Source organism: Arthrobacter sp. B3I4 (assembly GCF_030816855.1).
Classification (GTDB): domain Bacteria; phylum Actinomycetota; class Actinomycetes; order Actinomycetales; family Micrococcaceae; genus Arthrobacter.
The window spans coordinates 1,507,413-1,520,197 of record NZ_JAUSYK010000001.1; the positions used below are offsets into that span (position 1 = coordinate 1,507,413).

The 12,785-nt window shown below is 68.6% G+C and carries 15 protein-coding genes and 1 pseudogene; 6 read left to right on the top strand and 10 right to left on the bottom strand.

Annotation, left to right across the window (positions count from 1 at the left end; translation table 11 throughout):
- Position 1: 1 nt before the first annotated feature.
- Positions 2 to 226 carry a DUF3188 domain-containing protein gene (locus QFZ61_RS07090; RefSeq protein WP_307034627.1) on the top strand — a complete coding sequence of 75 codons (225 nt, stop codon included), beginning with the start codon at positions 2 to 4 and terminating at the stop codon, positions 224 to 226.
- Here QFZ61_RS07090 and QFZ61_RS07095 read toward each other — a convergent pair.
- Positions 216 to 1,895, bottom strand: coding sequence for a SulP family inorganic anion transporter (locus tag QFZ61_RS07095; protein WP_307034629.1), 1,680 nt, complete (start codon positions 1,893 to 1,895; stop codon positions 216 to 218). The two genes, QFZ61_RS07090 and QFZ61_RS07095, sit on opposite strands and share 11 nt — an antisense overlap.
- Positions 1,892 to 2,269 (bottom strand): metalloregulator ArsR/SmtB family transcription factor, encoded by a 378-nt coding sequence (locus QFZ61_RS07100; RefSeq protein ID WP_307034630.1) that lies wholly within the window; start codon positions 2,267 to 2,269, stop codon positions 1,892 to 1,894. Before QFZ61_RS07100 ends, QFZ61_RS07095 begins: the two co-directional genes overlap by 4 nt.
- Positions 2,270 to 2,466: 197 nt before the next feature.
- Here QFZ61_RS07100 and QFZ61_RS07105 point away from each other — a divergent pair, with 197 nt between their 5' ends.
- From QFZ61_RS07105 to QFZ61_RS07120, 4 genes are all read left to right on the top strand, one after another.
- A complete protein-coding gene (locus QFZ61_RS07105; RefSeq protein WP_307034632.1) occupies positions 2,467 to 2,964 on the top strand; it encodes a MaoC family dehydratase N-terminal domain-containing protein in 498 nt (165 codons plus the stop codon).
- 3 nt (positions 2,965 to 2,967) lie between these two features.
- Entirely contained in the window at positions 2,968 to 3,405 is a 438-nt protein-coding gene (locus QFZ61_RS07110) for a MaoC family dehydratase (protein ID WP_307034634.1), read from the top strand.
- Positions 3,406 to 3,426: 21 nt separating this feature from the next.
- Entirely contained in the window at positions 3,427 to 4,698 is a 1,272-nt protein-coding gene (locus QFZ61_RS07115) for a sugar MFS transporter (RefSeq protein WP_307034636.1), read from the top strand.
- 70 nt (positions 4,699 to 4,768) lie between these two features.
- Positions 4,769 to 5,836: a UDP-N-acetylmuramate dehydrogenase gene (locus QFZ61_RS07120; protein WP_307034637.1), complete on the top strand. Its 1,068-nt coding sequence runs from the start codon at positions 4,769 to 4,771 to the stop codon at positions 5,834 to 5,836.
- Positions 5,837 to 5,875: 39 nt separating this feature from the next.
- On the opposite strand, the gene QFZ61_RS07125 is transcribed toward QFZ61_RS07120, so the two are convergent.
- Complete coding sequence (locus tag QFZ61_RS07125) at positions 5,876 to 6,361, bottom strand: hypothetical protein (RefSeq protein WP_307034638.1); 486 nt, start codon at positions 6,359 to 6,361, stop codon at positions 5,876 to 5,878.
- Between the two features lie 85 nt (positions 6,362 to 6,446).
- On the opposite strand from QFZ61_RS07125, the gene QFZ61_RS07130 reads away from it, so the two are divergent.
- Positions 6,447 to 7,553 (top strand): winged helix DNA-binding domain-containing protein, encoded by a 1,107-nt coding sequence (locus QFZ61_RS07130; protein WP_307034640.1) that lies wholly within the window; start codon positions 6,447 to 6,449, stop codon positions 7,551 to 7,553.
- Between the two features lie 15 nt (positions 7,554 to 7,568).
- Here the strand turns inward: QFZ61_RS07130 and asd are convergent.
- From asd to QFZ61_RS07165, 7 genes and pseudogenes are all read right to left on the bottom strand, one after another.
- Positions 7,569 to 8,712 (bottom strand): annotated as a pseudogene (gene asd, locus QFZ61_RS07135) (aspartate-semialdehyde dehydrogenase).
- Between the two features lie 77 nt (positions 8,713 to 8,789).
- A complete protein-coding gene (locus QFZ61_RS07140; protein ID WP_307034642.1) occupies positions 8,790 to 9,191 on the bottom strand; it encodes a hypothetical protein in 402 nt (133 codons plus the stop codon).
- Complete coding sequence (locus QFZ61_RS07145) at positions 9,178 to 9,831, bottom strand: hypothetical protein (RefSeq protein WP_307034644.1); 654 nt, start codon at positions 9,829 to 9,831, stop codon at positions 9,178 to 9,180. The genes QFZ61_RS07140 and QFZ61_RS07145 overlap by 14 nt, the downstream gene beginning before the upstream one ends.
- Before the next feature lie 9 nt (positions 9,832 to 9,840).
- On the bottom strand, positions 9,841 to 10,947 hold the full coding sequence (locus QFZ61_RS07150; protein WP_307034646.1) for a WXG100 family type VII secretion target: 1,107 nt from the start codon (positions 10,945 to 10,947) through the stop codon (positions 9,841 to 9,843).
- Between the two features lie 218 nt (positions 10,948 to 11,165).
- The gene (locus QFZ61_RS07155) at positions 11,166 to 11,384 is read right to left on the bottom strand and encodes an NF038396 family protein (RefSeq protein ID WP_307034648.1); all 219 of its coding nucleotides are present in this window, start codon (positions 11,382 to 11,384) and stop codon (positions 11,166 to 11,168) included.
- On the bottom strand, positions 11,384 to 11,977 hold the full coding sequence (locus QFZ61_RS07160) for a dihydrofolate reductase (protein ID WP_307034650.1): 594 nt from the start codon (positions 11,975 to 11,977) through the stop codon (positions 11,384 to 11,386). Before QFZ61_RS07160 ends, QFZ61_RS07155 begins: the two co-directional genes overlap by 1 nt.
- On the bottom strand, positions 11,974 to 12,777 hold the full coding sequence (locus QFZ61_RS07165; RefSeq protein WP_307034653.1) for a thymidylate synthase: 804 nt from the start codon (positions 12,775 to 12,777) through the stop codon (positions 11,974 to 11,976). The genes QFZ61_RS07160 and QFZ61_RS07165 overlap by 4 nt, the downstream gene beginning before the upstream one ends.
- Positions 12,778 to 12,785 lie beyond the last annotated feature (8 nt).

The following is a 12,785-nucleotide window of genomic DNA, read 5'->3' on the forward strand; positions in this document are numbered from 1 at the left end:
GGTGCTGAACGAATTCTGGGCTACCGCATCAACCACCTACAAGGTGCTCGTTTTCAGCGCCATGGGACTGATCGCCGTCGGCATCATTCTTAACCTGGTCGGCAACAACACCGGCAACCAGGGACTCGCCATGACCTCGCTGGCAGTTATCGGGCTCGGGCTCATCCTGCACATCGTCGGCATCGTGGTCCGCGGCCAAACGATCCGCAGGAACCTCAAGCGGTAGCAGCGGCGTTCCGCAGCACGTGGCTGCGGGCGTGCTCCACCGCTGCCGGCAGGCTGTCGAACAGGTGCTTGTGGTGCCGCAGCGAGCGGATCACGCCGACGTTCGTGACGAGGTCCAGGTGCTGCGGCTGGACGCCCTTGAGCAGCACGGTCACGCCCCGCAGCTCCAGCGCCGCGATCACTTCAACGAGCGTGTGCGCCCCGGTCGCGTCGAGCATGCGGACCTGGGACAGCCGGATGATCGCGACCTGGATGTCCTTGACCTGGCTGATTTCCTGCAGCACCCGTTCCGCAGCGCCGAAGAACATCGCGCCGTCCAGCCGGAAGATCGCGATGTGTCCGTCGCCGGGCGCCGAGGCCCCGGGGATGGGCTCGCGCTGCACCCCGCTGAGCGAGGCGAACTTGCGCAGCGTGAAGACTGCCGCCGCGACCAGGCCGATTTCGATGGCCACGATAAGGTCGAATGCCACGGTGATCAACGCGGTGAGCACGAAGACGAAGGCGTCGGCCCGGGTGGAACGCAGCACCGCCGCGACGGTCTGCCGGGAGACCATGCGGGTGGCCGTGACCATCAGGATTCCGGCCAGGACCGCCAGCGGGATCCTGCCCACCCAACCGGCCGCCAGGTAGATGATCGCCAGCAGCACGAGGGCGTGCGCAATGGCTGCGAGCCGGGTCCTGGCGCCGGAACGGACGTTGACCGCGGTGCGTGCGATCGCCCCCGTGGCCGGCATCCCGCCGAAGAACCCCGCGGCGACCGAGGCCAGGCCCTGGCCGGTGAGTTCACGGTCCGGGCTGTACGCGCCGGTCGGCCGGCCGTCCGGACCCACCATGCCGGCCGCCACCCGGGCCGACAGCAGCGACTCGATGGCCGCGAGGGTGGCAATGGACACCGCAGGCATGAACAACTGGCCGAGCCCCGACAGTTCCATGGACGGCAACGACGGCGCGGGCAGGGAATGCGGCAGTAAGCCGATCCGGGGGATCTGGAGGTCCAGGACTTCAGCGGCGACGGTGGCCAGCAGCACCGCGGCCAGGCTGGCGGGGACGGCCTTGGTAAACCGGGGCAGCAGGTACATCACGGCGGCGACGCCGGCCACCACGGCCAGGGTCTGCAGCACCGCGGGTGCGGTGGCGGTGGCGGCGCTCTCGACGGCGGCGAGCAGGGTGTTGTGGCCCGGAACTCCTTCCGTGCCGGTGGCCATCGGCACCTGCTGCAGGAAGATGATGGCGGCGATGCCCAGGGTGAAGCCTTCGACGACGGGCCACGGGATGAACGCGACGGCCCGGCCCAGGCCGCTGAGGCCCAGGACGATGACCATCAGCCCGGCCATGACGGAGACCAGGGCGATGCTTCCCGTCCCGTGCGCCGCCACTACGGGAGCCAGGACCACCACCATGGCGCCGGTGGGGCCGGAAACCTGGACGGAGGATCCGCCCATCAGCGCGGCCACCAGCCCGGCAACCACTGCAGTGACGAGGCCGGCCTCCGCACCGACGCCCGAGCTCACCCCGAAGGCGAGGGCCAGGGGGAGGGCGACGATTCCTACGGTGATGCCGGAGAGCAGGTCCGTCCGCCACGACGAGCGCAAGCCGGAATAGTCATCCCGGGAGGGCAGGAACCTGGCGACCCGGACCCGGGCGCCCCGGAGCGCTGTCCCGGCGCTCACGAGGCGGAACCGTTCAGGTGTGCGGCGGGCAGTTGCTGGGCGAGCCGGAGCTGCTCGCCCGAGTCGGCGAGGCTGTCAAGCAGGAAGATCCGGGCGATGGCCAACAGCTCGGCGATTTTCGGGTGCGCCAGCCGGTAGGTCACCACGTTGGCCGTCCGGACCGACGTCACCACCCGGTGCCGGCGGAGCGTGGCGAGGTGCTGGGAGAGGTGCGAAGCCTCAAGACCTGTTTCAGCAAGCAGGTAGCTCACCGGCGCAGCCGTGTCCGGAGCGGCCGCCAGCAGTTCCAGGACCCGGATACGCGCGGGATGCGCCAAGGCCTTGAAGAGGTTGGCTTTGATCTCATACAGGGGAGTCTGGGCTGCTGGAATCATGGGGCTCTGGGCTCTCTCGGCGGATGAGCGCCGGGGGAGCGCTGCACCGTGAATTGATGGAATGATCGTTTCATCATATCGTGCCCCGAACGCCCTCCGGCGACGGGGTGGTGGGCTGGCAGCCACGCCGCAGGAGCGTGTCCCGCCGCCGGGCGTAACCCGCAGAGCCGCAGCAGGCCGGGCGCTAGGCTGGAACCATGACAATCAATCCGGACCTGCAGGGCCGCAGCTACCCTGCCGCAGAGGTGTATGACGTCGGGCGCGAGAAGATCCGCGAGTTCGCCCGCGCTGTCAAAGCAACCCACCCCGCCCACTTCGACGTGGACGCCGCCCGGGCCCTCGGGCACGGCGACCTCGTGGCACCGCCCACCTTCGCGATCATCGTCGCCCAGCGCGCCGATGCGCAACTGATCGAGGATCCGGAGTCAGGGATCGATTTCTCCCGCGTGGTCCACGCCGACCAGCGCTTCGTCCACCACCGGCCGATCGTCGCCGGTGACCGGCTCGTCGCCGAGCTGCACGTCGACGGCGTCCGCGCCATGGGAGGTGGCGCCATGATCACCACCCGTTCAGAGATCTTCGCCCTCGCCGGAAGCCCCGCAAGCAATGCGTCGGGCGGTGACCCGGAGACCGGGACGCGCGAAGCGGTCGCAACCACCACCTCGTCCATCCTGGTCCGCGGAGAGGGACAGTAGCGCATGCGCCCCACACTTTCAGAGCTCACCGTCGGCCAGGACCTTGGCAGCCGCAGCATCGACGTCACCCGAACCGACCTCGTCAAGTACGCCGGCGCCTCCGGCGACTTCAACCCGATCCACTGGAACGAGGCTTTTGCCTCCAGCGTCGGCCTTCCCGGGGTGATCGCCCACGGCATGTTCACCATGGGGGCCGCCGTGCAGCTTGTGACCGACTGGGCCGGCGACCCGGCCGCCGTCGTCGACTTCCAGACCCGTTTCACGAAACCGGTGCCGGTCGCTGACACCACGGGCACTCCGGAGGCCGGCGCCGCCATCGAAGTCAGCGCCGCGGTCGGCGCGCTCGACGCCGAGGCGGGTACCGCCCGCGTGGATCTCACCGTCGTCGCCGGCGGCCAGCGAGTCCTGATGAAGGCCCAGGCCGTCGTCCGGCTGGGCTGACCGGATGACGCGCTTGTGAGGGTGAACGCCGCCCAAAGCCTTGAGGTCACCCGGTGGCGCAACGCAGTAGTGGCCGCTTATGCCTTCAGCGGCATAGCCTTCGCGAGCTGGGTGTCCCGGCTTCCCGCTATCCGGGACGGGCTGGACCTCACCCCCGGAAACGTCGGGCTCCTGCTGCTGTGCATGACGCTGGGCTCCTTCGTCTCGGTGTCCGCGTCCGGGCTGATCGTGCTGCGCTTTGGCTCCAAGCAGACCATCCGGATCGGCAGCATCATGGTGGGCGCCGGCCTTGTCCTTGCCGGGTTCGGCACCTCCGTCCTGGTCAACCCGCTGGCAGTTGCGGCCGGCCTCGTGGTGGTCGGCCTCGGGACGGCCAGCTGGAACACTGCCTCCAACGTCGAGGGCGCCGCCGTGGAGCGGGCGGTCAGGCGGCACATCATGCCTCGCCTGCACGGCGCGTTCAGCCTCGGCACGGTCGCCGGCGCGGGAGCCGGTGCCTGGGCGGCAGGAGCATCGGTGCCCGTCTTCTGGCACCTGAGCGTCGTCGGCCTGCTGGTCGCCGGTTCCGTGGCCACGGCCGCCGGCTGGTTCCGGGCCGACATCACCGAGGTGGAAGAGGCCGCGGCTTTCCGGCCGGACACGGCGGACACCTTCGAGGATCCCTCCACCGGCCCGCTCCCGGTCATCAGCCAGACCACCCGAAACCCGGCAGCGCCGCTGGACAACAAGCGGCAGATTGCGCAGGCGTGGCGGGACCGCAGGACCCTGCTGCTGGGCGTCCTGGTGCTGGGACTGGCCCTTGCCGAGGGTGCAGCAGGGGATTGGGTGGCTCTGGCACTCGCCGACGGCCACGGCCAGTCGGACGCCGCCGGCGCGGCCGGCTACGGACTCTTCGTCACCTTCATGACCGTGGGGCGGTTCGCCGGGACCCTGGTGCTGGACCGCTACGGCCGCGTTCCGGTGATGCGCTGGTGCGCAGCGCTGGCTGTGGCGGGGCTCGGGTTGTTCGTCTTCGCTCCGGTTCCCTGGCTGGCCTACGTGGCCCTGGCTGTCTGGGGGCTGGGTGCCTCGCTGGGCTTCCCGGTGGGCATGTCCGCTGCCGCCGATGACCCGGTCAAAGCCGCCGCACGGGTCTCTGTCGTGTCCACTATCGGCTACGGGGCGTTCCTTTGCGGACCGCCCCTGCTGGGTCTGCTGGCCGAGCACGTCGGTATCCTGCACTCGCTGCTGGCCGTCATGGTGATGCTGGTGGTCAGCTTTCTGCTGTCACCGGTAGCCCGCCGGCCCGCCTAGCCCCGCGCGCGACGGCGTAAGGGCTGGCCGGCTTTCTGAGGGACCCGGGGAACCCGGCTAGGCTGGAGGGGTGACCCAGACACTGCTTTCTGCCCTGACCACGGCCCGCGTCGGCGGTCCCGCCGCCCGCTACATCGAAGCCGGCACCGAAGCGGAGATCATCGACGCCGTCCGGACGGCCGACGCCGGCGGCGAACCGCTGCTGATCATCGGCGGCGGCTCCAATCTGCTGGTCGGGGACGAAGGCTTTCCCGGCACGGTGCTGAAGATCGCATCCCAGGGGTTCGCGGTCAACGCGGAGGACTCGTGCGGCGGCGTCGCCGTCGTGGTTCAGGCCGGCCACAACTGGGACGCCCTTGTCGATCACGCCGTGAAGCATGCCTGGTCAGGCATTGAGGCGCTCTCCGGCATTCCGGGCGCCACCGGCGCGACCCCGGTCCAGAACGTCGGGGCGTACGGCGCCGACGTCTCGCAGACCATCGCGGCGGTGCGCACCTGGGACCGAGAACGCAACGCCGTGCAGACGTTCACCAATTCCGAACTCAAATTCGGCTACCGCGACTCCATCCTCAAGCAAACGACAATCAACGGCTCGCCGCGCTATGTGGTCCTCACCGTCGAATTCCAGCTGCCCCTGGGCCGGATGAGCGCCCCGGTCCGCTACGCCGAGCTGGCACGCGCGCTCGGGGTCGAACCCGGCCAGCGGGCTTACTCGAACGACGTCCGCCGTGAGGTGCTCCGGCTCCGCGCGTCCAAGGGCATGGTGTGGGACGCGGCGGACCGGGACACCTACTCCACCGGCTCCTTCTTCACCAACCCGATCGTGGCCGCCGAGGTCGCCGGCACGCTGCCGGAAGATGCGCCCCGCTACCCGGGCGGCGCCGACGGGCTGACGAAGCTCTCAGCGGCGTGGCTGATCGATAAAGCCGGTTACGGCAAGGGCTTCGGGCTGGACCCGGGAAGCGTCTCCGGCGGCCGGGCCTCCCTGTCCACCAAGCACACCCTGGCCATCACCAACCGGGGCGGAGCCAGCGCCGCTGACCTGCTGGCTATCGCGCGTGAGGTGCGCCGCGGCGTGGTGGAACGGTTCGGCATCGAGCTGCATCCGGAGCCCCTGTTGATCGGCGTCACGCTCTAGACCCCTGTGCTCGGCGGTTTCGCCAGTCCGCGGGACCGCCTAGTTGCGGCCGCGGCGGGGAGCGACCTTGCTGAAGAGCATAAAAGTGAAGCCGGAGGCAGCGGCGCCCAGCAGGAAGACCTGGCAGAACGCCACGGACTGGGCACTGGGTCCGCTCCGCAGCACCAGCCCGGCGCCGGCGAAAGCCACCGCCCCGACCAGCAGGACCACCGAACCCAGCAGGAAACTTTGCACGGTGGCGGGGAACTCCGCGCCGGGATCGAAGGACAGTTCCCGCCGCTCGGTGCCCTGCGCGGCCGGTCGTCGGGGCTGAAGTGAGGCTGCAGTGACGAAGCTGGCCATCGCAACGGCCATCGATACTGTGGAGACCGTCTGCAGCGACGTCATCAAAGGGGAGAGGCGCGGACCGCCGGCGATGGCCACGGCAAGGCCCGCAACCATTCCTGCCGCGCTGGAGACCCAGCCCAGTAGGGCCAGCCTCCTGCATAGCGGGCGCAGGCGCGGCCACACATCACCCAAAGTCATGGGTCCAGCTTAGGGAAAAGGGCTGGACGCAGGCTGGGAGGGCCCCGGCACTCTCCGGGTGTCCCACCCGCCCTAGGATGTTGCCATGGCAGCGGTGGTGCGTGCGCGTTTGAACCGGCAGGTTATGGGGCGGCTGCGCCTGGCCTCGCAGGGGCTCATCGGTCCGGGCTTCGGGTCGGCTCCGGAGGCTGTGCGGTCGATGACTGCGATGCAGGCGCAGGATTTGCCGGCGTCGTTGTGGGCCGTGGGGCAGCGCGTGCCGGGATCCCGCGCAGCGGATGTCCGTTCGGCCTTGGACCGCGGCGGGATCGTCCGTTCCTGGCCGATGCGCGGCACCCTGCACCTGCTGGCACCGGAGGACCTTAAATGGATCCTCGCCATCACCTCAGGCCGCGTTCTCAAGAGCCTCGCCGGCCGCCACCGGCAGCTGGACATCTCCGCCGCCGACGTAGACACCGCCGCCGGCGCCGCCCTGCAGCGGCTCGCAGGCGGTGCCGCAGCCAGCCGGGCGGAACTGTTCGGGGTTTTCGAGCGGGCCGGCCAGTCCACCGCAGGCCAGCGGGGCATCCATCTGCTGGCAGCGCTGTGCCAGGAGGCGATACTGGTGCTGGGTCCGCTGGCCGGGAACCAGCAACTGGTGGTCGGCTTTGACGACTGGATTCGGCACTCGCGGTCCCTGGACCGTGCCGAAGGTATCGCCGAGTGGCTGCTGCGGTATTTTCGCAGCCACGGACCGGCCACGGAGCGGGACTTCGCTTGGTGGTCGGGGATTCCCCTGACGGAGACACGGGCGGCGTTGGCTGAGGTGTGCGACCAGCTGGTGGGGCTGGAATTCGACGGGCGGCAGTACTGGCTTTCGCCGGACGCAGCTGCCCTGCTCGACGACGGCGTGCCCGGCCAGCGCACTGTCCTGGCGCTTCCTGCCTTCGACGAGTTTCTCCTGGGCTACACGGACCGGTCCGTCGTGCTGCCCGCACACCACTCGGACAAGATCGTCCCCGGCGGCAATGGCGTCTTCAAGCGGACCATTGTAGCCGGCGGGCAAGTGGTCGGCACCTGGGCGGCTGCCTGGAACAGCCGGGGCGCCGCCGTCGTGCCCGAGCCTTTCGACGCCGTTAACGGCCTGCGGCCCGCGGCTCGAAAATCCTTTGAGCTGCAGGCCGCGAAGTACCGGAGATTCGTCGGGGGCTGAACCCCCTGCCGGTGCTTAGAGCTTTCCGGTGGCGATGTTGAGCATGCGCCGCAGCGGCTCCGCCGCACCCCAAAGCAGCTGGTCGCCCACGGTGAAAGCGCTGATGTACTCCGGGCCCATTTCCAGTTTCCGGATGCGGCCCACCGGGATCTTCAGAGTGCCCGACGCCGCCACCGGGGTGAGGTCCGCCATTGAGGCTTCCTTGGTGTTGGGCACCACGGTCGCCCATTCGTTGTCCGCGTCGATCAGCTTCTCGAGCTCAGCGACCGAGAGATCCTCGCGAAGCTTGAGCGTGAGCGCCTGGGAATGCGAACGCATGGCTCCGATCCGGACGCACAGCCCGTCCATGACCACCCGGTCCCCGCCGGAAGTGCCGAGGATTTTATTTGTTTCGACGCCGGCCTTCCACTCTTCCTTGGACTGGCCGTTCCCGAGGTCCGCATCGATCCAGGGGATCAGCGAGCCGGCCAGCGGCACGCCGAACTGGGTGGCGTCGATGTCGGTGCGCTGGTGGGCCAGAACCTTCCGGTCGATGTCGAGGATGGCCGACGCCGGGTCGTCCAGGTCGCTGCTGACCTGGGCGTTGAGCGTGCCGAACTGGCTCAGCAGCTCACGCATGTGCCGGGCGCCGCCGCCGGACGCCGCCTGGTAGGTCATGGAGGTGCCCCATTCGACGAGGCCGTTCTTGAACAAACCTCCGAGGCCCATCAGCATGCACGAGACCGTGCAGTTGCCGCCGATGTAGTCCTTCACCCCGCCGGAGAGTCCGGCGTCGATGACGTCCCGGTTAATCGGGTCCAGCACGATGATCGAGTCGTCGTTCATCCGCAGCGTGGACGCGGCGTCTATCCACAGGCCGTCCCAGCCGCGGCTGCGCAGCTCGCCATGGACCTGCTTGGTGTAGTCCCCGCCCTGGGCGGTCACAATGATCGGCAGCTTCGCCAGCGTCTCGACGTCGAACGCGTCCTCCAGCTTGCCGGCAGCACCCGCCGCCTCGCCGGCGATGCCGGGGGCTGCGCCGGCCGGCGTTCGAGGTGGAGAAGAAGACCGGGTTGATGCCGGCGAAGTCGCCCTCGTCCTGCATGCGCTGCATCAGGACCGAGCCGACCATGCCGCGCCAACCGACCATTCCAACGGAGGGGGAAGCTGCTGTAGTCATTGGGCCAGTTTAGACTTTTCGGCGGGCGGGCCGCAGTCGGTTACGTCACGCCCGGCGGCAGCCGCTGCGGACGAGCGTCACTCAACCGGCCGCGGCAGGTTGCGGGCCTTGCGGAGCTTTTCAGCCTTCCGCTCCTTGAAATACCCCGTCCAGCCGGCGAACAGCGGAATGAGCACCAGCGCGTACAGCCACCAGATCTCGCCCATGATGTGCCACTGGTCGGTCACGGCCATCTGGACGACGCCGTAGAGCATCAGTCCGAACAGGGCAGTCATCAGCAGGGACAGGAACAGCAGGCCGCCGGAGGAGTTCACCGGCTTGATGACGCCGAGGCCGTCGTCTTTCCGGACCCCGTATTCACCATCGGTGTAACTGACGATCTCGCCGTTCTCGGCCAGGCGGTGCTTTAGGGGCGTCTCCGGGGGCGGCTGCGGTGTGTAGCCGGGCTCCTGGGGGACGTCCCTGCTACGCCTCGCCACGGGAGTCCTTGAGGGTGGCAAGCAGACCGGCGTCGTCCAGCGGCGCGCTCTCGGCGACCTCGTCGGTGGCGAAGTCCGGCACCCCGGTGGCCCAGGACGCCCCGTCGCGCCGGATCAGCAGGTGTTTTTCGTCCTGGAGCGTCTTGAACACCAGGTAAGCCGTGCCGCCCGGGTGGTCCTCGACGTGCTGCCGGAGCACCCGCAGGGTGGCCTCCGCTGAGCCGATGGTGGGATCCTGGGCGAAGGCGAACCACGTGCCCAGGGCCCGGGGTTGCAGCATCAGGGACACCTCCGGGGCCTCGAGCAGCACCACGTTGTCCATGCTGCCTTCGGTCAGCAGGGACATCTCGGTCCAGCGCGTCGCCTGGCCCAAGGCGGTCGCGACGGCGGCGGCCACTCCCTTGACGCCGAGCTCGTCGTCATCTGTGACGACGGCGAGGTCCCGGGCCAGCAGGGAGGAAGCGCCTGCCGTATTCAGGGTGGAGTCTTCCACGAGGTCGCCGGCCCGGAAGACGCTGACGGAGCGGTCACGGGCCGGGCCCTCGAAGACGTTGAGGAGGTAGGCGAGCTCGCCCACGCCAAAACCAATGACGTCGACGCCGAGCTGCGGTTCCTGGGTCATCTCGTGCTGGACGGTCATCTGTGTCTCCTAATCTCCGAAGCCGAAGAAGTTGGCCACGGACTTTCCTGCATCTTTGACGTTATCGGCGGTGTCGCTGACGAACTTGCCGGGATCCTTTACCGCGTTGACGATGCCTTCGCCGACGTCCTTGCCCACGCTGGTGATGGTGTCCCAGTTCTCGTACACGGCGATTCCCACGCTGGCGACCTGGCAGACGGTACCGGCAGGCGGCGGCAGGAAGCAGCCGACGCCGAGCAGGGCCTTGCCGGCGCTGGCTGCGCCGCCCTTGACGTCGCCGTCGGCAAAGCTCTTGACGGAATCAAAGGTGTTGAAGCCGACCCCGGCCCAGCCCAGCCCGCGGGCGATGCCGGACTTGCCCAGCCACTCCAGGCTGGTGCCCTTGCCCAGCCATGGTTTCTCGGCCACGAAGCCGCCCAGCCTGTCCAGCGCTGGGATGAACCTGTTGAGGTTCTTCAGGGACGCGGCGTCGGAGGCCTTGTCGATGGCGCCGACGGTGCGGCTGCCGGTGGACGAGTCCCTGAGCAACCCCTCGAGCGTCTTGTTGCCCGCGGTGGTCTGCCAAAGGTTGCGCATCTCGAAGCCCGGTCCGCCCAGCCGGTGCCGGCCCCTGGTGAAGAGGGCGTTGACCAGGCCCTCGCGCTGGTTCTTCAGCACCCAGCCGTACTGGCCGACAATTTTAGCCAGCGAGAGCGGGGTCTTGATGTTCTTCTGGATCCCCATGAGCCACCTGAGTCCTGCGGCGCCACCGGTCAGGATGCCGCCGGCCGCGGCCCATGCCCCGTCCCCGGCCCCATGGCTGAGGGGTCCGAGCGGCCCGCCGCCGGAGCCGGCCGCGGCGTTGCTGGCCTTCTCCTGCTCCTCGGCCTGGGTCAGCAGCAACTTGGACTGTGCCTTGAGGGCCCGGGCGGTCTGCTGGATCAGGGCACGGTGGCTGCCGTTCCACTCCGAGGTAAAGCGCGCGCTGTCCGCGCCCTTCCACGAGGTGTTGTTATTGATCGCCGCTGTGAGGGCCGTCGACTGCTGCAGCAGCGTCTCCGATGTCTGCCCGAAGTTCTGCGCCAGCATGCGAAGCTGGGCGACGTCCGCGCCCCACACGTTTCCTGCCACGATCACAATCCCCCTCTTTCGGGCAACAGCCTACTGTGTCGCCGCCACACTCCAACGCATTCCACCGGCCGCGGCCCACCTCAGCGTGCGCACCGGGAACCGGACGGCCCCAATCTAACCCGGTTGCCGGCATGCCGCGATGGGGTGCTCTCCCCATCCGAAGCCCGTCGAGGGCGCCGGACCCGACGAGGGCGCCGGAGCCCGACGACGGCGGGCCGGTGCCGTTACTGGCCGTCAGGCTCTGCCAGCAGGGCAGCCTTCCGCCGCCGCAATGCGAAGACCGCCCCAAAGGCGAACAGCTGCGTGACCACGACGAGCACGACCGCCCCGGCAATTTTGTTCCCGCCCAGGATCATGGTCAGCCCCACGATTGCGGACAGCAGCGCCAGCAGTGGCAGCAGCATGTAGCCGAGGACAAAGAGGGTTTCCGGCTTGCGCAGCATTACTTGGCCTCCGTCCGGCGCCACAGAGTGACGCGGTAGCGGGAGCCGTTCGCGGCGGTGAGCCAGCCGTCGGCCGGGACGCTCGCCTCTGCGGTCCAGTCGTAGCCCAGTTCGGGGGCGAAGGTGTCACCTTCCGTGGCGGTGTCGATGGTGGTGACCACCGCGACGTCGGCAAGGTCGAGGGACTGGGTGAAGATCTCCCCGCCGCCGATGATCCAGACCATCTGATGGCCCGGCGCGAACTGGGATTCCAGCAGGGCATCGTCCAGTGACTTGACCGCCAGCGCGCCCTCGGCTTCCGGCGTCGCGCCCCAGCCTTCCTGCCGCGTGATGACGATGTTTGTCCGCCCGGGAAGGGGCCGGTACTTGTCGGGGAACGATTCCCACGTCTTCCGGCCCATGATGACAGGATGCCCGGTGGTGAGCCTGCTGAAGTGCTGCATGTCCTCGGGCAGGTGCCACGGCATGGCACCGGCCCGGCCAATCACACCGGTGTTGGTCTGCGCCCACACCAGCCCGAGCCCCGTGAGGGTGCCGCGGAGCTGTTCGGTGAACTCGTTAAGTTCCGACGGGGTGCTGGTCTCGTTGCTCATACGGCGATCGGGGCCTTAATCGTGGGATGGTGCTGGTAGCCGACAACCTCGAAGTCCTCGAGGTTGTAGTCGAAGATGGACCCAGGCTTGCGGGTGAACTTCAGCCGGGGATAGTCATACGGCTCCCGGTCCAGCTGGGTGCGCACCTGATCCACGTGGTTGTCGTAGATGTGCACGTCCCCGCCGGTCCAGACAAACTCACCCGGTTCCAGGCCGGCCTGCTGCGCGATCATGCAGGTCAGCAGGGCGTAGGAGGCGATGTTGAACGGCACTCCGAGGAACGTGTCTGCGGAGCGCTGGTAGAGCTGGCAGGACAGTTTCCCGTCGGCGACGTAGAACTGGAAGAAAGCGTGGCACGGCGGCAGGGCCATGTTCTTGAGTTCGGCGACGTTCCAGGCGGAGACGATGTGACGGCGCGAGTCGGGGTTGGCCCTGAGGTTTTCCACCAGCTCGGCGATCTGGTCGATGTGGCCGCCGTCGGGCGTGGGCCACGAGCGCCACTGCACCCCGTACACCGGGCCGAGTTCGCCGTCGGCGTCGGCCCATTCGTTCCAGATGGTCACGCCCTGCTCCTGCATCCATTTCACGTTGCTGTCCCCGCGCAGGAACCACAGCAGCTCCACGGCGACGGACTTGAAGTGCACGCGCTTGGTGGTGATCAGCGGGAAGCTTGTGACCAGGTCGAAGCGGAGCTGGCGGCCGAAGACGCTGCGGGTACCCGTCCCGGTGCGGTCGGATTTGTGCGTACCGTGCTCCAGGACGTCGCGCAGGAGATCTTCGTAGGGCGTTGGGATGCTCACCGTCCCAG

What these genes read in the sequence shown, in the direction of transcription:
- QFZ61_RS07155 (WP_307034648.1), bottom strand. Translation starts at nt 11,384, where the DNA reads ATGCTGCGCAAGCCGGAAACCCTCTTTGTCCTCGGCTACATGCTGCTG.
- QFZ61_RS07130 (WP_307034640.1), top strand. Translation starts at nt 6,447, where the DNA reads ATGGCAGCGGTGGTGCGTGCGCGTTTGAACCGGCAGGTTATGGGGCGG.
- QFZ61_RS07105 (WP_307034632.1), top strand. Translation starts at nt 2,467, where the DNA reads ATGACAATCAATCCGGACCTGCAGGGCCGCAGCTACCCTGCCGCAGAG.
- QFZ61_RS07100 (WP_307034630.1), bottom strand. Translation starts at nt 2,269, where the DNA reads ATGATTCCAGCAGCCCAGACTCCCCTGTATGAGATCAAAGCCAACCTC.
- QFZ61_RS07125 (WP_307034638.1), bottom strand. Translation starts at nt 6,361, where the DNA reads ATGACTTTGGGTGATGTGTGGCCGCGCCTGCGCCCGCTATGCAGGAGG.
- QFZ61_RS07160 (WP_307034650.1), bottom strand. Translation starts at nt 11,977, where the DNA reads ATGAGCAACGAGACCAGCACCCCGTCGGAACTTAACGAGTTCACCGAA.
- QFZ61_RS07110 (WP_307034634.1), top strand. Translation starts at nt 2,968, where the DNA reads ATGCGCCCCACACTTTCAGAGCTCACCGTCGGCCAGGACCTTGGCAGC.
- QFZ61_RS07145 (WP_307034644.1), bottom strand. Translation starts at nt 9,831, where the DNA reads ATGACCGTCCAGCACGAGATGACCCAGGAACCGCAGCTCGGCGTCGAC.